This window comes from Embleya australiensis (assembly GCF_051903075.1).
GTDB lineage: Bacteria > Actinomycetota > Actinomycetes > Streptomycetales > Streptomycetaceae > Embleya.
This window is the reverse complement of sequence record NZ_CP182422.1, coordinates 3,459,918-3,477,571: the sequence shown is the minus strand read 5'-3', so window position 1 is coordinate 3,477,571 and position 17,654 is coordinate 3,459,918. Positions and strand designations below refer to the sequence as shown.

Sequence of the window (17,654 nt, the reverse complement as noted above, 5' to 3'; positions counted from 1 at the left end):
CCCGACCTGTCGTCCTTCGGACTCGGACTCGGACGCAGACTCGGACGCGGGCGTCGATGCTGCGCCACCTGTCGCTGGCGCTCGTCTGTCTCGCGCCGACGGTCGCGGCCTGCTCGTCGTCGACCGACGCCGAACCGTCCGCCGGGAAGCACCCCGCCGGGAACGTACTGCGGGTGCCGCAGGACTTCCGCACGGTGCAGAAGGCGGTGGACGTCGCGCGTGCGGGCGACACGGTGCTGGTCGGCCCCGGCGTGTACCGGGAGAGTGTGCGGGTCGCCGTGCCGCGCCTGGTGTTGCGCGGTACGGATCGCAACGCCGTGGTCTTCGACGGCGGTGTGCGGCTCGCCAACGGCATCACCGTCACCGGCGCGGGCTCGGTGGTGGAGAACCTCACCGTCCGCGGCTACCTCGCCAACGGCGTCCTGTTCACCGGCGTCACCGACGAGCGACTGCAGGGGCGGGGCGCCGGCGGCTCGGCGTACAACCCGCTGGACACCGCCCGCTTCCCGATGCTTCAGGGTTTCCGGGCCGGCCACGTGACGGCGTACAACAACGGGCTCTACGGCATCTACGCCTTCGACGCGCGGGGTGGTGTCATCGAGGACTCCTACGCGTCCGGGCAGGCCGATTCCGGCATCTACGTCGGCCAGTGCAAGCCGTGCGACACGCTGGTACGCGGCAACACGGTGGAGCGCAATGCGGTCGGCGTCGAGATCACCAACGCCTCGGAGGGCTTGTCGGTGCTCGGCAATCGGGTCGTCGGCAACCGTGTCGGAGTCACGGTGAACTCCAACGACCTGGAGGCGCTCGCGCCGCAGCACGGCGCGGTGATCGCCGGCAACGTGATCACCGACAACAACGCCTCGGACACGCCCGAACAGGCCGACGGAGGCTTCGGGATCGGCATCGGGATCGGCGGCGGCCAGGAGAACCGCGTCGCGCGCAACCTCATCCGGGGCAACCGCGCGGCCGGGGTCCTCGTCACCGACCCCGCGGGGCATCCGGCCGTCGGCAACCGCGTCGAGGGCAACCGCGTCACGGACAACGGCGCCGACCTGGTGACGGCCTCGGCCGACCCCGGCAACTGCTTCACCGGCAACTCGCCCGCGACACAGAGCCCGAGCGGCCTGGAGGACCTCGCCGGGTGCGGCGTCACCGCGCGCCGGGCCGTCCCGGCGGGTCGGGCCGTCGCCGTGCAACCGCCGCCCGGCCTCGCGTTCCACGCCGTGCCCGCCCCGCCCGCGCAGCCCTCGATGCCCGACCCGACGGTGCCCGGCCGGCCGGCGACGGACCTGCCCGGGGTGGTCGACCCCGAGCGCTACGCCCTGCCGACCGACGCCGCCGCGATGCCGCAACCGCGCTGAGCGCCCCGCCGCCGTCGACGCGGCGGGGTCAGCCCGCGATCCACGGCGCCTCGGGCATGCGTACCCTGTCGTCGCGTCCGCCGATCTCGACGGTCGTCGGGGTGCCCAGACCCGGCATGCGCATCGTTACCCGGCGCAGGCCGCCGTCACCGTCGACCCAGTAGGTCAGCGGCGACAACTCGCCGGTGGGCGCCCCACCGCGCGCGGCGTCCTGGGCACGCGGACCGGAGAACCTGTCGTAGGTCCGGCCCTGGATGCGGTCGCGGCCCAGCCGGCGTGCCCCCGACTGGGCGAGCAGCATCGGGTTGTCGGGCCGGTCCGCGCCGAGTTGGATCAGCAGCCGCAGCCCGGAGTCCAGCGGGTCCGCGGTGAAGGCGCGCGACGACCAGCCGGAACGGGGGATGTGCTCGGCCTGCTGCCACGGCGGGCCGTCGACGCCCGCCGGCACCGGCGCCAGTCCCAATCCGGCGCCGTCCCACACGATCAGGCCGCGGTCGAGTGAGCCGGCGGCTCCGGTGACCTGATAGCCGCCCACGGCCCGGTGGTTGCGGTAGTCCACGACCGCCTCGACCCGGATCGTGACGCCGCCCCCTTCGGCGGCGGTGAGCGTCACCGCGACCGGACTGGCCTGGTACAACGTCAGCCGCGACAGCGCCAGGCGGCCCGCCTCGTCGATGGTCACCGCCCGGTCCGGGGCGCCGTCGTCGGAGAGTGCCCGGTGTACGGCCAGCCCGCCGGCCGTGCTTCCGCACAGCGCGACCGCCACCAGGGCCGTGATCCAGAGCCGCCGCCGACGCGGCGCGCGGTCGCCGGTCTTCTTCCGGACCATGCGGATGCCTTCTCTCACGTCGATCAACACACGGGCGGGCCGGCGGACCATCGGCCCGCGGACCCGCCCGTTCCATCTCTTTCGGCAGCCGGCAGTCGGCGGCAGGCAGTCGGCCGCCGGCCGCCGGCCGCCGGCGGCCGTCAGCCACCGCCCGCCCGCCGGGCGATCGGCGCGCGGTATCGAACCCCGCCCGCCGACCCCGGAGTTACTGCTGCCGCACTCCGCGCCTACGGAACAACACCAGCGCCCCGCCACCCAACGCGATCATCGCCGCCGAGACGCCGAAGACCAGTGGCAGGTTCCCGCCCAGACCCGTCCGAGCCAGCGGCCCCGACGAACCACCGTGGTTTCCGCCCGACGTGGACGGAGCGGATGTCGTCGGCGCGCTCGTCGTCGGCGGAGGCGTGGTCGGCGGCAGCAGCTTGTTGACCGCCGTCACCTCGACTCCGGCGTCCAGGTTCTGCGCGTTCAGCACGAGCGGGCCGAGCACCGGCTTCTCCGGAGGGGCATAGCCCTCGGGAGGGCTGATCTCCTTCCAGAAGTACGTACCGGGCAGCACGTCGCGCTTGCAGATGCCGTCCGTCCCGGTCGTACAGGGCTCGCCGACCTTCGTATCGGGAGTGGTTCCGTCGGACTGCAAGCCCTCGGTCCCGTTCGTCTCCCGCCACAACTCGAACTTCGCCCCGGCCAGCGTCTTGCCGTCCTGGTCGTGTTTGACCAGGCGCACCGCGCCCTCCTGTTGGCGGAATCCGAAGTCGTACGTGTGGTCGTTCTCGCCCGGTCCGCCGGTGGTCAGCGCCCGTTCCGGATACTTTCCGCCGGCCGGGACCTTGCCCTTGGAGTCCACGAAGCGGTTGTCGCCGACACCCTCTTCGGTCGGCACCCACTGGTACAGCGGCCCGTTCGCCGCGTAGTCGGCCGGGTTGTCGAGCCGGATCGTGTACTTGGTCTTCGGCTTCAGACCACCGGTCACGTTCGAGTCGTCGAAGTAGTACTCACCACGCGCCGACGTCTTCGTCGTCCCGACCACCTTGCCGGACTCGTCGTAGAGGTTGACGGTGGCGCCGGGAACCGGACGCTGGCTCGGGCCCTGGACACCCTTGCGCTCCGGGTCGTACCAGACCCGGTTGCCGATCTGGAGCGGTGCCTGGTCGCAGAGCACTTCCAGGTCGCCCATCGAGGCGCCCTTGCCGAAGGAGGCGTTGCCCTCGGTGTTCAAGCGCAGGCCCGCGGCGGGCTGCCGCGTCCCGTCGCGCTTGGTGAACATCGTGCCGGCGCTCCACGGCGTGTCGATGGGGTCGACACCGGCGGTCGCGACGAACTCCTCCACCTTCGACAGCGCGAGGCCGGCGTAGGCGGCGTTCGGGTGGCCGCCGCCCATGGTGTTCACGTCGAAGAACCTGGTGCCCCGCGGCGTCTTGCCACAGCCGAGGTTCGTGTCCATGACGTACTTGCCCTCGGACAGGCACGCCTTGTTCAGGTCGCCGCCGGCCACCATCGCGATGGTGGTCGTGGGCTCTCCGGGCCGGGCGTACGCCGTCGTCCGGTCGGTGAACCGGTCCCGGAAGGCCAGCAGCATCGAGCCGTCGGTCTCGAACGCGATGTCGGCCAACTCGGGTTCGGGGTTGGCCATGGCGCCGGCGCACGTCTGCCCGTTCTGCTGCGCCGGGAACGTGTCCGTCCACGGGAACCAGGCGGCCCCCGGGCAGGTCCCGCCGAGCGTGGCCTTGCGCGGGTAGTCCAGCGGCTGGTTCAGCACCTGCTTGCCGAAGGCACCCGTCGCCGGGTCGAAGGCCAGGACCACGGCGCGCATGTCCGAGAGCTTCCCGGTCGACTCGCCCGAGCAGACGCCGCCGAGGTATCCGACGCCATCCTGCAGTCCCAGACCGAACGGCCGCCAGTCGCCCGGCGCGGGACAGCCCGGGTCCGGGATGGCGTACGAGGCGGCCGGCGCCGTCGCGGTCGCCGCAGTGGCGTCGTAGCGGTACAGCTTGCGGTTTTCGAGGTTGACCACGAACAGGTCGCGGCCGTCGTCGGAAACCTCCAGGTCGCCCAGGCCCTCCTTGCCGGGTGCGGCGAGGAAGGCGTTGTCGCTGGTGCCCACGCCGTGTGCCGAGGTGCCGGCGTCCGGGACGGTGGTGAACAGCGACGTCTTCTTCGTGGCGACGTCGGTGACGTAGATGCCGCCGGCGCCGCCGGGGCCGTACACCGTGTCGCGCTTGGCCAGCGCCGAACTGAACAGCCGCTTGCCGGGCTTGCTCCAGCCGATGCCGTACAGGTTGCCCGTCGCGGCGTTGGTGGACAGGTCCGTCACGTTGGTGTTCGTGCCGCGCGCGTTGTACGGGAACGTCACCAGCGTCCGCGCGGACGCCGGCTCGTTCGTCGCGGGCTGGCAAGCGGTGGCCAGCGGCGCGTTCTTCTGGCAGTAGTCGCCGGGGCTCCACAGCCCCGTCGTGTACGCCACATCCTTGCCGTTGCCGAGGTCGACGAACTCCTCGTTGCTGCTCAGCTCGTTCGGTCCGCCGCCCAAGCCCTTCCGCGACGCGAACGCCGGGAACAGCACACCCGGCTTCGGATTCACCACCTGAATCCGATACTTGCCCGAAGGCGTCCGAGCCGTACCGGGCGCCAGCTTGACCGTGCCGTCGGCGGTCGTCACCCCGGTGACCTTGGCGCCGTCGTCGTTGGTGAGCGTCACCGTGACGCCGCCCATGCCCGGTTCCAGGGCGGGACTCCATACCCCGGTGGTGTCCACGGCCCGCACGACGCGGACGGTCACGGAGCCGTCCTCCGTCGCCGGATACGCCGGCGACGCCGCCAGAGCCAAACCGCCGAATCCGACGGCGAGTGCCGCGAGGCCCCCTATGGAGCGGGGCGCGCGTAACGCCGATCGCAGTCGGCGCCCTCCCTGCGCGGCGCCGTGCGTCCGTTCACTTGAAGGTGTCATACCTACTCTCATCATCTCAAAGGGCCCGACGGGCGATCCCCCCACGGATCGGTCGTGACCCGGTTTGTTGGCCGAAGCCTAAAGGGGATTCGGCAAGTACATGACGGCAAGGGGAAGTTGACGTTGAACCCATTTTTTCGCCGTCGCCGCGGGCGTGGTGTGCCCAAATGAATCCGATTCGGACGGCAATGGCTAATCCGGAATCGCATGGGATCCGCGGGCCCGGTCCGGCTGCCGCTCTCCCGTTTCAAAACCGATAGCATAGACGGAGATAAAGTCTCCGATTAGCTCTCGACAGTCGAGGACGGTGCGCCATGCGGGCGGACGCGGCACGCAGCAGACGACGGATCCTCGATGCGGCGCGCGACGTCTTCCTGGAGCGTGGACCGGACGCGCCGCTGGACCTGATCGTGCGCCGCGCCGGCGTCGGCCCCGCCACGCTCTACCGGCGCTACCCCGACCGGGAGTCGCTGGTCCGCGACCTCACCGGGGACCTCCTGGGCCGACTGGAGACGGCCGCGCACGAGGCGGCGAGCGTCGACGACGACGCGTACGCGGCACTGCGTCGCTTCGTCCACGCCGCCGCCGACCTGCGGATGGGCGCGGTCATCCCGGTGCTGCTCGAAGGGCTGGTCGTGGACGCGGAGTTGGTGCGGGTACGGACCGCCACCGTGCACGCGGTCGAGGCCCTGATCGACGCCGCCCACGCGGCGGGCACGCTGCGCCCGGACGTCGGCATGGGCGACCTGGTCCTGCTCTCGATCCGGCTCTCCCGCCCGCTGCCCGGCGGCCTGGCCCGGCTCGACACCGACGACACCCTCCTGCACCACCACCTCGACGTGGCCCTGGACGGCCTCGGCCCCCACCCGACCGAAACCGCCGAACCGCCCCGCGCCCCGTTGTCCTTCGCCGCCTTGGTGACGGCCGCCGACCGCCCGACGGCCCCCTGAGCGGCGCGTGATCGGACCGGTCAGCCCTGCGCCACCGCCACCGGGTTCGTCCGCAGCACCTTCCAGGTCGGCAGCAGCGTCGCCGCGAAGGTCAGCACCGCCGCCGTGCCGACCACGGCCGCGTAGATCCGGATCGAACCCATGGGCAACCACGAATCGGTCAACGACAGGCTGAACGGGACCACCGCCGCGGCCGCCGCCGCGGTGCCCAGGATCACCCCGATCAGCGTGGTCAGCGTCGCCTCTACCGCGGACATCCGCATGATCTGGCCGCGGGTCGCGCCGCTCAGGCGTTGCAGCCCGAACTCGCGGCGGCGGTTGTGCGTGGCCAGGATCAGCGAGTTGACCAGGGACAACGCGGTGTACAGGGTCAGCACGCCGATGATCAGATAGTTGATCCACGCCTGGGTCTTCGACTCCTCGGCGTGCGTTTCGAGCAGCGCGTCGCGCGAGGCCGCCCGCAGCCCCGGGTACTCCTTGGCCCAGGCACCCAGCGAGGCGACCAGCCGGTCGGGATCGGTCCCCTCGGCCGCGCGGACCAGGATCTGCGCGGGCAGCCCGTCCGTGGTGTGCGGCGCGAGCAGGGACACCGGCAGCAGCATGGTGTCGTAGCCGGGCCGGCTCTCGAACAGCGCGACCACCCGTACATCCGCCGAGGCGCCGTCGCCGAGCCGCAGCCGGATCGTGTCGCCGAGCCCACGATGGATCGACCGGGCCAGCGCCCTCGGCAACGCCACCGTGTCGCCGTGCAGTTCGGCCAACGAGCCGGCGGAGGCCGTCACCCCGACCGTGGCCGGGCCCGCGTCCACGTCGACGCCCTGCATCGGCACCCCGTGCCGGCTGTCCGGCGCGACCCGCGGGTTCTCCACGAAGCCCGCGCTCGCGGTGTACGCGCTCGCGCTCGCCACCCCCGGGATCGCCCGCACCCGCTCGACCACGCCCGGGTCCACGCCGCCCGCGGCGGCGGTCACCACCGCGTCGGCCCGCAGGCTTTCCGTGTACACCCGCTCGGCCTGCCCGGTCGTGGTGGTCTGGAGGTACAACTCGCCGGTGCTGATCGCGACCGCCAGCATGATCGGGGTGACCACCGCGGCCGTGCGGATCGAGGTGACCCGCGCGCCGAGCATCGCGATCCGGCCGGACCGCCCGGTCAGCGCGCCCAGCGGGCGGTACAGGAGCCAGGTGAGCAGCCTGGTCAGCCCGGGGGCGAGCAGGGCCAGGCCGATCGCCGCGCAGATCACCGCCGGGCCCGCGGTGCTCGCCGCCACCGGACCCTCCAGGACGTTCACCGTGACCAGGCCCAACGCGGTGGCGCCGGCCAGCGCGATCAGCGCGAGCACGAGCCGGAACCAGTTGAACCAACGCTGCTGGAAGGCGGATTCGGCCAGCGCCTCGGTCGGCTTGGCGGTCACCGCGCGCCGGGCGCCGACGAAACCGCCGACCAGCGCGGTCAGCAGCACCGCGCCCGCCGCGGCCACCGCCGGGATCCAGCCCTGCTCGAACTCCACCGTCTCGGCGACCATGCCCGAGGCGACCAGCCGATCGAAGAGCACCCGCCCGGCCGCCGGGCCGGTGAACCAGGCGACACCGGCCGCGAGCACGGTGACCAGGAGCGTCTCGCCGAGCAACATCCGGCGCAGCTGGCGCGGGGTGGCGCCGATCGCCCGCATCAGCGCGAACTCGCGCCGCCGCTGCTGTACGGACAGCCCGATCGTGCCGGCCACCACGAACACCGCGACCGCGACGGCCAGACCGCCGAACACCGCGGACAGCGAGATCAGGTCGGACTTGTTCGCCAGGATCTCGGGATGCTCGACCGCGCCGCGATCGTCCCCGGCCAGGATCCGGGTCCGGTCGTCGTGCACCGCGCGGGAGACCGCCTTGCGCAGCGCGCCGAGGTCGGTGCCCGGCGCGGCCACGATCGCGATGTCGGCGACGGCGCCGGTGGGCGCGGACAGCCGGTCGGCCTCGGCCGCGGCGAAGAACATCGTGGCCTGCGGCACCGTGCGGGCGGGCCGGGCGATCCCGCTGACCCGGTAGGCGCGCGTCCCGCCGTGGGCGGCGACCTGGACCCGGTCGCCCACGTCGACCGCCGCACGGCGCGCGAGCGTGGTGTCCAGGACCACCTCGTCCGGTCCGGTCGGCGCGGCGCCCCCGGCCAGGGTGTACGGCGTCAACTGGGCGGACTCCCACGCGTGGCCCTGTGCCTTGCGGTTGCCGTCGGGGCCGATCAGCGCGGTGCGGAAAGTACGCTCGCCGACCACTGCCCGCACGCCGGCGACGCTGCGCACCCGCTCCACCATGCCCGCGTCCAACGGGACGCGCTCACCCAACGCGTAGTCCCGCTCCCGGTCGCCGTCGCCGCTGCGCGGGCCGGTGTAGGTGGGGTCGCCGATCACCGCCAGCGAGGCCCGCTCCAGGCGTTGCGGCGGGGCGTTGTTGCGGACGCCCGTCTCGAGCAGGCCGCCGCAGGCCATCACCACGGTGGCGCCGAAGCACAGCGCGACGAAGGTCGCGACGAAGCTGCCCGCCCGAAAGCGCAGCGTGCGCAGCGCGAGGCCCCACATCAGCGCACCCCGCCCACCGACCGGCCCGGGCCGGCCTCGAAGGCGCCCAGGTGGGTCATCCGGTCAGCGATCGCGTCCACGGTCGGCGCGGCCAGCCGGCCGGCGATCCGGCCGTCGGCGAGGAAGACCACGTGGTCGGCGTAGGACGCGGCGACCGGGTCGTGGGTGACCATGACGATGGTCTGGCCGTCGACGTGTACCGATTCCCGGAGCAGCCCGAGCACCTCGGCCGCGGTCCGGGTGTCCAGCGCGCCGGTCGGCTCGTCCGCGAACAGCACAGCGGGCCGGACCACCAACGCGCGGGCGATGGCGACCCGTTGCTGCTGACCGCCGGACAACTCGTGCGGGCGGTGCCGGGCCCGGTCGGTGAGGCCGACCCGCGCGATCACCTCGGTGATGTGGCGCCGGTCCGCCCGCTTGCCGGCGAAGCGCAGCGGCAGGGTGACGTTCTGCTCCACGGTGAGCGTGGGCAGCAGGTTGAACGCCTGGAAGACGAAGCCGATCCGCTCCCGACGCAGCTTGGTCAGCGCGTTCTCGTTCAGCTCGGCGAGATCCCGACCGGCCACGGTGACCGCGCCCGAGGTCGGCCGGTCCAGGCCGGCCGCGCAGTGCAGGAAGGTGCTCTTGCCCGAGCCGGACGGCCCCATCACAGCGGTGAACGAGCCGGGCGGGAAGGCGATCGAGACCCCGTCGAGGGCGGCGACCGAGGCGGAGCCCTTCCCGTGGACCTTGCGGACCGCGTCGAGCCGAACCGCCGGTTCCCCGGCGTCCGCATGCCCGACTCCGCTCGTGTCCCACTCCTGCTCGCGTGTCGGTTGCCCGCCCACGATGACCCTCCAGCCGTTCGGCCGCTCCCCGTGGGCGGCGTCGAATCCACGCTAGAAGCGCCCGAAGTACCCGCCCATGGGGCCCGCCGGCCACTTGGGGTGGGGGTAGACCCCCCTACCGGACGATCGGCCCTCCGGGACGGGCGACCGGCGCACACCGCGGCTCGAAGTCCCGCGCGTCTAGGCCGAAGTGTGTACGCCGTTTCGTCCCGAGGGAGGGCGTGCCGACGCCGGGCGCGGCCCTAGCCTCGTGGGCGTATCCGCAGGTCGAGTAGAGGAGACGGACCGTGGCCAAGGCACGCGGCTCGATGGTGGCCGGCCTGGTCACCGCCCTGGTGGGCGCGGGCCTGAAACTGTTCGCCGACGATGTACACCCGCCGGTGTTCGAACCCGGGAAGCTCGGCATGGTGCTGCTGATCCTCGGGATCGCCGAACTGCTGTACGGGATCTACCGATCGGCCCAGGGCGACCGGAAGACGTGAGCCGCCCGGTCGCGCGGCCGACGACGCTGCGCGACCAGGGCCAGGAAACCGGCGCCGAGCACGGCCGAGCCCAGGAACACGACGAGCAACACCCGGCCGCCCGGCCCGGTCCCCGCCGAGCGCGGCCGGCTCGCCGCGTCGGCCGGGGTCGCGCGGAGTTGGTCCACGACGCGGCTCGCGGCGGATTCCCGTACCCGGGTGGCGGCCGGTGTCACCTCGACCCGCACGTTCGCGGTGGCCTGCCGCCCGAATCGGTCGCTCACCGTGTAGCGGAAGTCGTCCCGGCCGACGAAGCCCGGCCCCGGGGTGTAGCGCAGCACGGCGTCCGTCCCGGTCGTGTCCTCGGCCTGGAAGACCAGACCGTGTTCGGGGTTGGTGTGCGAGAGCACGACGAGCCCGTCGCCGGTGTCGTCGGCCAGGACCGCCACGTTCACCGACTGCCCGGCGCGCGTGCCCACCACGTCGCCGAAGGCACGCGGCCCAGGCATCTTGGGCGGCGCCGACGGCACGGACGGCGGGATCGGCCGGGGTTCCGCGCCGGGCCGGGGATCCGCCACCGCCTGTGGATCCGCCACCGGCCGCACCCGATCGGTGGGCACGTCGGCCCGCGCACTCGCCGGCCCGAACAGCACGACACAGCAGGCGAATACCACGGCGCCCGCACGGCGCACTCGGGTGGGGGACACGGACGCGGTGGGCACGGGTACCTCCGGCACTGGCGATCCCGCCGGCCGAAGCCGGCACGATCTCGGGTCGACCGCCCCGATCCTGGCCCCCCGAGCGCCCCACCCCACCGCGCGGCACGCCCCCCACCCCAACCTTCACCCGCACGCGTGGCGAGAAAGCCGACCCCGCGATCCCGACCCGATCACACGTGCCACAACGCCGAGGACAACCGGCTCCACCCAACCGGCTCCACCCAACCGGCTCCACCCCACCGGCCCGGACCGGAGCCGGCGTGCGTTCCGGAGCACGGTCTCGGCGCGCCGAAGCGGCATTGCTTCCGATTCGAAGGGCATGAATCCACTATTTTTCATGATTGATCGCCCGACATTACCGGAATTGAATACTCCGTTTTTCGGGGCCCGTGCCGATGATCATGAGTTGCGTGAAATCCGTGGGAAACGGCCTTGTGTTCGCTGTGCCCTGAGTCGCCCCGGCGCAGGGTAGGCTTTTTCCATTCGCCTCCGGCGGGGAGGTCCCGGTCGATTCCGTACGGGTCGACCGACCCGGGCCCCCGACCAGAAAAGGAGCGCGAATGTCGGAGTCCTCGGAGAAACCTGCGGACGAAGACGAGGACCCCCACGAGCAACCACCACCGTGCGCTGAACCCGACGCATTTCGGCTCCTGCTGAAAGCGATCGAGGTGTGGGAGGCGATCCAGTGGATCGTCGACCACGTTGCGAACGGCGGGCCCGGCTGGTAGCCGCCGGCCAGGCCCGCAGGTCGCCCGTGAGGGTTCTGCCGGTCGCAAGGCCCCGCTTGATCCTTATCCGGGCGAGCGGGGTTCTTGCGTCTTCGCACGTCACAACCGCATCCCGGAAAAAGACGCCGGCTCCGTGTCCACGACGTGTCCACGAAAGCCACTGTGTCGTGTGTCTTCCACCACCGTGGCTGTTTCTCGCCCCAGAGTAAAGCAGCCGTGGCCCTTAACTGTACCGCTCGGCCCGAATGACCGGCCGGGCCCGTTTCGCAACGCCTCGTGTTCACCTGTGCGTGGTGTCGATCCGAACGTAAACGATACCGACCCGGGTGGTTTTCAGGTAAGGGGATCCATGCCTCGGGGTATGACGCCGTTCTCGGGGGCCGCGCTGCAGAAAGCACGCGCCCATCACGGCATGAGTGTCGCCGCGCTCGCCCGACTCGTCGGCTGTGGCAAGGCCCAGATCATCGAATACGAACAGGGCCGCCGTGCGCCCGAGCCGGCGCGGTTGGTCCGACTGGCGACGGAGTTGGCGGTACCGCCGCTCGTGCTCATGGGGGTCAATCCGCGCAGGACCACGCTCGCGGACCTGCGCGCCGCCGCCGGCCTGACCGCCGACGAACTGGCCACCGTGCTGGGCATGTCGCGCACCACCTACCGGCTGCTGGAGACCCAGGGACACTTCCCGCCCGGCCGCGACGAGACGATCGTCAAACTCACCGCGCGCCTCGGCCCCTACCGCACGGTCCAGCGCGCGCTCGCGAACGTCTCCCGTGAGCGCAAGGCCGAGATCCTGCGGATCACCGAGATCCTGGACGAACTCATGTACGCGCCCAACGTGCCGGCGCGGGTGAGCGCGGACGACCCGTATCTGCGCCGGCTCGCCGAACTCAGCCGCTGCCCCACCCAGCAGCTTCGCCGGCTGCTCAACCATCTGCTCGATTCGGGACGGCAGCTCATCGTCGTCGACTACATCGGGCAGGTCCAGGCGCGGTTCGCCCAACACGACACGGTCCGGCAGAATGCGAACACGTTGCGGGAGCAGGCCCGCACCGAACTGCAATCCTGGCCGCACCTTGCCGCCGACGCCATCGACTGGTTGCCCGAAGCGCTCACCCAACGGCAGTGGAAGGCCGTCGTACGACTCTCCGCCGCCGAGCACGTCGAGGGCATCCCCGGCCTTCCCGTGCGCGAGGTCGCCGCGCTGGAGTCCCTGCTGCACCGGACGTTGACCGGCTACCCCCGAGCCGGCGATATGCGCCACCTGCCCAGGATCGCGCCTTTCCGGCTCGTCTACGGCCCTGCCGGCGAGCGCCTGCGGTTCTCCGCCCGCGGTCGCCACTACTGCACCACGACATCCCCGATCTACGCCGCGCTGTATCCGACGGCGGGTACGTTCACGCCGTTCCGGAGCACAAGCCCGCGCCCGCGCGCCGGTACGTGACGTCCGGGCGGTTGGACACGCCGGGTGAGGCATCCGGGTGATGATTCGTGACTCTCGGTGCGGTTCTTATCTAGCCTCGGGTCCGAGACACCGATCGGGGATCAGGGCCGTCGCACGCCGAGGCCGTGTCCTCGGTCCTGCCGGGACTGCGCCCCCGGCAGGATCGGGGAGACGGTCCCGGTCGCGGTGCCCGGCGGCATGCGCACGACCCGGACCGCGCAGAGGAGCACACATCGATGACCGCCCCGAGCCGAGCCCCCGGGCATCCCGCGCCCGACCCGCTCTTCGAGCACACCCCCGATCCGCTGCGCTACACGCGGCTCGCCGCCCCGATGCGGGCGCGGCGGGGGCCGGTGCCCGCCGGTGTCGCGGCGCTGGCGACCGTGGCGCTCCTGGTCTGGGCGATCCGCGCGAAGCGTCGGTAGGGCGACCGGGCCGGACCTCACGGGCTCGCCGCGTCCTCCGCCCACGCGTGCAACAGCCGCCGGGTCGCCTCGTTCGCGCCGGGCCCGTACCTGGTCGGCGCCGTCGCGGCGATCGCGACCCGGATGTCCGCCTCGGCGAGTCCCGCGCCTCGGGCGTACTCGGCGGGCAGCGCGGCGTCCAGCGCCTCCGCCACCCTCGGCTCGGCGACGTGCGCGAGGATCAATCCGGCCAGGTCCTCGCCCGGCAGCCCGTAGCCCGCGTGCGACCAGTCCAGCAGCACGATGTCCTCGTCCCGCGCGATCAGGTTGCCCGGCCGCAGGTCGAGGTGGCACAGCAGGTACGGGAGTTCGGCGACCCGGGTCGCCAGCGGCCCGACGGGGGACGGGCGTTCGAACAACCAGGACGGCCCGAGCGGTCCGGTCGCGGCCTGCGCGGCGCCGAGGCGGTGGGCGAAGTCCGCCCATCGGGCGGGATCCCACTCGGTCCCGGCCACGCCCCGGACGTAGTCGAGCCACAACGCCACCGACCCGTCGCCCCGCCGATCCACCCGCAGCGTCCGGGGCGCGGTCAACCCGTGCGCGGCGTAGACGCCGGCCGCCAGACCGCTTTCGTACGCCTCGATCTCCCGGGCCCAGTAGCGCGGATTGGCCGGCGCCGTGCCGTCCGGCGTGGCCAACTTGAGCACCGCCTCGGCATCGCTGCCGAGCACGTGCCAGATGTCGGAACGGGTGGACAGCGGGGCGGCGTCCAGGGGCGAGCCCAGCTCGGGCGGGACGGATTCGATGCGCACCGGCGGCGGTGCGGCGGACTCGGTCAGGGTCGACTCCGGGGCGGGATGTACCGGCCGATGGTGGGCCGGGACGTCAGCGGAAGGCCGGGGCGCGGGGTGGGCGTCGGCGCCCGATGTGGTGGCGGTAGCCGAGTACCGATCCGTGTCGACGCGCGTGCCGGCCGCGACCCGAGCGCACCGTGTGATGGTCGGTCGGGCGCCGCTCGGCCGGGCGCCCGAGCGGCGCCGGGACCGGGAGCGGGATCGGCGCGGCGACGGCCGGTTCGATCGCGGGCCGTGCGGTCGACGGTGGATGCGGTGGCGCGGGCGAGGTCAGCGGCCCGAGCAGGCGGTCCTCGAGCCAGGCGAGTCCGGGTATCAACAGGAACATCACGATCGGTGCAAGCAGAGCTAGGACCAAGTACATGAGTGCCGCCTGGGGTGAGCTCGTCCGGGCCGTAGTAGCCCCCTAGCCGGTGGCGAACGGCGCAAACGTGACGGTTAGGCAACGAAGGCCGTTTTCCCGCGCCTGCCGACGATCACTTTCCATCGATATCTGCGCTATGTGGGTGACCACACGGCGCACACGATCGCGATCTTCCGCCCGCGAATTCCTCGACGCCGCGTCGCCGTGCCTGACAGCCTGACCGCATGGCGAACGACTGCACGACGCTCGACTGCGACGCGATCCTGTTCGATCTCGACGGTGTGCTGGTGGACTCCCATCCCCTGATCGAACGCATCCTGCGCGCCTGGGCCGCCGACCGGGGCGTCGATCCCGACGTCGCGGTCACCGCCTCGTACGGTCGCCGGGACATCGACCTCGTGCGCGTGGTCGCCCCCACCCTGGACGCCGAGGCCGAGGCCGCGTGGATCGTCGAACGCGAGGAACGCGACTTCACCGGCATCGTGCCGATCCCTGGCGCGGCCGGCCTGCTCGCCGCGCTGCCCTCGGCGCGCTGGGCGATCGTCACCTCCGGCACGCGCCGGGTCGCGCGGGGGCGCCTGCGGGCGGCGGAGTTGCCGGAACCGGTGTACATGATCACGGCGGAGGACGTCACCGAGGGCAAGCCGGCCCCCGAGGGTTATCTGCGCGCGGCCGATCTGCTGGGCGTAGCACCGCACCGCTGCGTGGTCGTCGAGGACGCGGAGAGCGGTGTGCGCGCGGCCGAGGCGGCCGGGATGCGCTGCCTGGGCATCGGCGCGGCGTTGGCCGACGGGGCCGGTGGCGCCGCGCTCGACGCCTGGGCCACGGATCTGCGATCGATCGATCCCGAACAGGTCACGGCCGAACACGTCCGGCTTAACATCCGCCCGAATGGGTCAAACTAGGGACGCAACCTCTCGGGCCCCATTGGCGTCTACAAGGGTGCACGACTCGGGGAACACCACATTTTGGTTTGGGTCGGGAGAGGCCACCACTCGATGAAGAAGACACGTATATCCCTCGCGGTCGCCGTGACCGCGGTCCTGGCCCTGTCGGCCTGCAACTCCGGCTCGTCGAGTGATTCGACGGCCAAGGCGGGCACGCAGTCGAACCTGCCCACCACCGTCTCGTCCGCACCCGTCACGCCGAGTGCGGAGAGTAGTACGCCCCCCGCCACGTCGGCCGCGCCGAGCAGCAGCGCCCCGACCAGCGCGTCGCCGACGGCTTCCGCGACGTCCGCGAAGCCGGCCACGAGCAAGCCGCCGACCACCAAGCCGCCGACCACGAGCAAGCCGCCGACGACCACGCCCAAGCCGCCGGCCGCGCAGGCCGGGCTGGACGAGCGGTGCCTGACCGGTCGGGCGATCTGCATCGACAAGCGCACCGACCGGCTCGCCTGGGTGATCGACGGCAAGGTGCAGTATTCGACTGCCGTGCGCTTCGGCTCGGCCGAGACGCCGACCCGCGAGGGCGCGTTCAGCATCAACTTCAAGAGCCGCGACCACGTCTCGACGATCTACCACACGCCGATGCCGTTCGCGATGTTCTTCTCCGGCGGCCAGGCCGTGCACTACTCGGCCGACTTCGCCGCCAACGGCTACAACGGCGCCTCGCACGGCTGCGTCAACGTCCGGGACAAGGGCCTGGTGCAGCGGCTCTTCGACGAGACCCGGGTCGGCGACAAGGTGATCGTCTACCGCTCGGCCAAGTAGGCCGCGGATCCACCCATCCCGGCGTTCGGGACCGCTCGGCCGGCACGACCGAGCGGTCCCGACCCCGGGGACCCCGCAGGACCGGTGCTCAGCGCTCGCGCGGGGCGCGCACCGTCTTGAACTCCGCCGGACCCGCCCCCATCTCGAACGTGCCGTCCGGGTAGAGCATCGGGCGCCGCTCCTGCATCAGCTTCGAGTACTTCTCCACGTGCTGGATCGAGACGCCCTCGGGGTCGGTGAAGTCGACCAGCGCGATCGCCACCCAGAACACCGCCCGCTTGTTGTTGAACAGCGGCACGTTCACCGTCGAGCCCTGGCCGTCGGTGACCTCGGCGTGCGCGCCGTACGACTTGAAGCTGCCGAAGCCGTTCTCGACCGCGCTGTAGGCGCAGATCAGCACATAGCCCTGCTGGTCGGGCCGGGTGATCCGGACCGTCTCACGGCCGGGTACGCGCGAGTCGCCGTCGAGCTTGATGTAGGGCGCGGAGTTCAGGCTGCCCAGGTCGCGGTAGTAGATCACCCCGTCGCTGTCGCCCTTGTTCAGCGCGCCCAGCTTCGACCGGGGCACGTAGAGCGCGTACAGGTCCAGGTCGGCGCCGGACTTGCGGCGGGCGTCGTTGCCGCCGTCCCAGACCAGGGACGCGGTGACGGTGATCGAGCGGTCGTCCTTGTCCATGCTGATGGTCGCCCGGCCGCCCTTGGCCAGGTCGACCCGGCCCAGCGGCTCCTTGGCCATCGAGATCGGCGCGGGCGCGGCCGGCGCGGGCGCGGCGGCGGGCTCCTTGACCAGGGCGTGTACCGGCGCGGCGGGCGCGGGAGTCGGCTCCGGCTCCGGCTCGTCCTCCACCGAGATGCCGAAGTCCGTGGCGAGCCCGGCCAGTCCGCTCGCGTAGCCCTGGCCCACCGCGCGCACCTTCCACGCGTCGCCGCGCCGGTACAGCTCGACCAGCACCGCGACCGTCTCGCCGCCCTCGAACGCGCCGGCCGGGTAGGTGATCCGCGCGTCGCCGGAGGTGGTGAGCGCACTCAGGCCGGGCACCTGGCCGAGGGTGGCCCCGGGCCGGTCCGCGTCCGCGCTCACCACGACCACCACCTTGGCGACCTCGGCCGGCAGCTTGGCGAGTTCCACCGCGACGTGCGTGGTTCCCGAGGGTCCCGCCGTGGTGCGCACCGCGCCGTCGCCGCCGACGGGATTGTTGAAGAACACCAGGTCCTCGTCGGTACGCACCTTGTGCGCGTCGGTCAGCAGCACGGCGGACACGTCCACGACGTCGGCCGAGGCCCACCCGATCGAGACCTCGGCGCGGTCGCCGGTCAGCGGCGCGTTGGCGCCGGTGGGCAGCGTGACGTCGGACATGGAGGGCCCTCCCGGTTGGACAAAGACGCCGTATCGCGCCGTTGTCCAGGGGAACGACCCTCCCGCCGACGACGTTCCGCAAACCTGAAACTTTAACCAAGCAGGGGTAAAGCCCCAGGTGACAAGCCCG

Annotated in this window: 15 protein-coding genes; 7 read left to right on the top strand and 8 right to left on the bottom strand. The window is 72.2% G+C overall.

Annotated elements, in window-relative coordinates; all coding sequences use genetic code 11:
- The first annotated feature begins 56 nt into the window (after nt 1–56).
- Nucleotides 57–1,364 carry a right-handed parallel beta-helix repeat-containing protein gene (locus ACMXN5_RS14765; protein WP_439675646.1) on the top strand — a complete coding sequence of 436 codons (1,308 nt, stop codon included), beginning with the start codon at nt 57–59 and terminating at the stop codon, nt 1,362–1,364.
- 28 nt (nt 1,365–1,392) lie between these two features.
- Here the strand turns inward: ACMXN5_RS14765 and ACMXN5_RS14760 are convergent, their stop codons facing one another.
- Both ACMXN5_RS14760 and ACMXN5_RS14755 read right to left on the bottom strand, forming a co-directional pair.
- Nucleotides 1,393–2,193 (bottom strand): hypothetical protein, encoded by an 801-nt coding sequence (locus ACMXN5_RS14760; RefSeq protein WP_439675645.1) that lies wholly within the window; start codon nt 2,191–2,193, stop codon nt 1,393–1,395.
- Nucleotides 2,194–2,398: 205 nt separating this feature from the next.
- Complete coding sequence (locus ACMXN5_RS14755; RefSeq protein WP_439675644.1) at nt 2,399–4,972, bottom strand: SdrD B-like domain-containing protein; 2,574 nt, start codon at nt 4,970–4,972, stop codon at nt 2,399–2,401.
- Between the two features lie 482 nt (nt 4,973–5,454).
- Between ACMXN5_RS14755 and ACMXN5_RS14750 the strand changes: the two genes are divergently transcribed.
- Nucleotides 5,455–6,090, top strand: a complete 636-nt coding sequence (locus ACMXN5_RS14750) for a TetR/AcrR family transcriptional regulator (RefSeq protein WP_439675643.1) — start codon at nt 5,455–5,457, stop codon at nt 6,088–6,090.
- 20 nt (nt 6,091–6,110) lie between these two features.
- Here the strand turns inward: ACMXN5_RS14750 and ACMXN5_RS14745 are convergent, their stop codons facing one another.
- Entirely contained in the window at nt 6,111–8,657 is a 2,547-nt protein-coding gene (locus ACMXN5_RS14745; protein ID WP_439675642.1) for an FtsX-like permease family protein, read from the bottom strand.
- On the bottom strand, nt 8,657–9,484 hold the full coding sequence (locus ACMXN5_RS14740; RefSeq protein ID WP_439675641.1) for an ABC transporter ATP-binding protein: 828 nt from the start codon (nt 9,482–9,484) through the stop codon (nt 8,657–8,659). The genes ACMXN5_RS14745 and ACMXN5_RS14740 overlap by 1 nt, the downstream gene beginning before the upstream one ends.
- Nucleotides 9,485–9,771: 287 nt before the next feature.
- Between ACMXN5_RS14740 and ACMXN5_RS14735 the strand changes: the two genes are divergently transcribed.
- Complete coding sequence (locus ACMXN5_RS14735; protein WP_395798358.1) at nt 9,772–9,966, top strand: DUF5708 family protein; 195 nt, start codon at nt 9,772–9,774, stop codon at nt 9,964–9,966.
- Here the strand turns inward: ACMXN5_RS14735 and ACMXN5_RS14730 are convergent.
- Complete coding sequence (locus ACMXN5_RS14730; protein ID WP_439675640.1) at nt 9,933–10,667, bottom strand: Ig-like domain-containing protein; 735 nt, start codon at nt 10,665–10,667, stop codon at nt 9,933–9,935. The two genes, ACMXN5_RS14735 and ACMXN5_RS14730, sit on opposite strands and share 34 nt — an antisense overlap.
- A gap of 1,074 nt (nt 10,668–11,741) precedes the next feature.
- Between ACMXN5_RS14730 and ACMXN5_RS14725 the strand changes: the two genes are divergently transcribed.
- Together ACMXN5_RS14725 and ACMXN5_RS14720 are read left to right on the top strand one after the other, a co-directional pair.
- A complete protein-coding gene (locus ACMXN5_RS14725; protein ID WP_439675639.1) occupies nt 11,742–12,833 on the top strand; it encodes a helix-turn-helix domain-containing protein in 1,092 nt (363 codons plus the stop codon).
- A 236-nt stretch (nt 12,834–13,069) separates the two neighbouring features.
- On the top strand, nt 13,070–13,258 hold the full coding sequence (locus ACMXN5_RS14720) for a hypothetical protein (RefSeq protein WP_439675638.1): 189 nt from the start codon (nt 13,070–13,072) through the stop codon (nt 13,256–13,258).
- Between the two features lie 17 nt (nt 13,259–13,275).
- Here ACMXN5_RS14720 and ACMXN5_RS14715 read toward each other — a convergent pair whose 3' ends face one another.
- The gene (locus ACMXN5_RS14715) at nt 13,276–14,049 is read right to left on the bottom strand and encodes a phosphotransferase (protein WP_439675637.1); all 774 of its coding nucleotides are present in this window, start codon (nt 14,047–14,049) and stop codon (nt 13,276–13,278) included.
- Nucleotides 14,050–14,122: 73 nt separating this feature from the next.
- Nucleotides 14,123–14,419 carry a hypothetical protein gene (locus ACMXN5_RS14710; RefSeq protein WP_439675636.1) on the bottom strand — a complete coding sequence of 99 codons (297 nt, stop codon included), beginning with the start codon at nt 14,417–14,419 and terminating at the stop codon, nt 14,123–14,125.
- Between the two features lie 260 nt (nt 14,420–14,679).
- On the opposite strand from ACMXN5_RS14710, the gene ACMXN5_RS14705 reads away from it, so the two are divergent.
- On the top strand, nt 14,680–15,360 hold the full coding sequence (locus tag ACMXN5_RS14705) for an HAD-IA family hydrolase (RefSeq protein WP_439675635.1): 681 nt from the start codon (nt 14,680–14,682) through the stop codon (nt 15,358–15,360).
- 93 nt (nt 15,361–15,453) lie between these two features.
- Nucleotides 15,454–16,167: a L,D-transpeptidase gene (locus ACMXN5_RS14700; protein ID WP_439675634.1), complete on the top strand. Its 714-nt coding sequence runs from the start codon at nt 15,454–15,456 to the stop codon at nt 16,165–16,167.
- A gap of 88 nt (nt 16,168–16,255) precedes the next feature.
- Here ACMXN5_RS14700 and ACMXN5_RS14695 read toward each other — a convergent pair whose 3' ends face one another.
- Complete coding sequence (locus ACMXN5_RS14695; protein ID WP_439675633.1) at nt 16,256–17,524, bottom strand: TerD family protein; 1,269 nt, start codon at nt 17,522–17,524, stop codon at nt 16,256–16,258.
- Nucleotides 17,525–17,654: the final 130 nt, after the last annotated feature.

Bases quoted from the DNA above. Each gene is read 5' to 3' on its own strand.
- ACMXN5_RS14710 (WP_439675636.1), bottom strand. From the start codon at position 14,419: ATGTTCCTGTTGATACCCGGACTCGCCTGGCTCGAGGACCGCCTGCTC.
- ACMXN5_RS14725 (WP_439675639.1), top strand. From the start codon at position 11,742: ATGCCTCGGGGTATGACGCCGTTCTCGGGGGCCGCGCTGCAGAAAGCA.
- ACMXN5_RS14745 (WP_439675642.1), bottom strand. From the start codon at position 8,657: ATGTGGGGCCTCGCGCTGCGCACGCTGCGCTTTCGGGCGGGCAGCTTC.
- ACMXN5_RS14760 (WP_439675645.1), bottom strand. From the start codon at position 2,193: ATGGTCCGGAAGAAGACCGGCGACCGCGCGCCGCGTCGGCGGCGGCTC.
- ACMXN5_RS14705 (WP_439675635.1), top strand. From the start codon at position 14,680: ATGGCGAACGACTGCACGACGCTCGACTGCGACGCGATCCTGTTCGAT.
- ACMXN5_RS14700 (WP_439675634.1), top strand. From the start codon at position 15,454: ATGAAGAAGACACGTATATCCCTCGCGGTCGCCGTGACCGCGGTCCTG.
- ACMXN5_RS14750 (WP_439675643.1), top strand. From the start codon at position 5,455: ATGCGGGCGGACGCGGCACGCAGCAGACGACGGATCCTCGATGCGGCG.
- ACMXN5_RS14695 (WP_439675633.1), bottom strand. From the start codon at position 17,524: ATGTCCGACGTCACGCTGCCCACCGGCGCCAACGCGCCGCTGACCGGC.
- ACMXN5_RS14765 (WP_439675646.1), top strand. From the start codon at position 57: ATGCTGCGCCACCTGTCGCTGGCGCTCGTCTGTCTCGCGCCGACGGTC.
- ACMXN5_RS14720 (WP_439675638.1), top strand. From the start codon at position 13,070: ATGACCGCCCCGAGCCGAGCCCCCGGGCATCCCGCGCCCGACCCGCTC.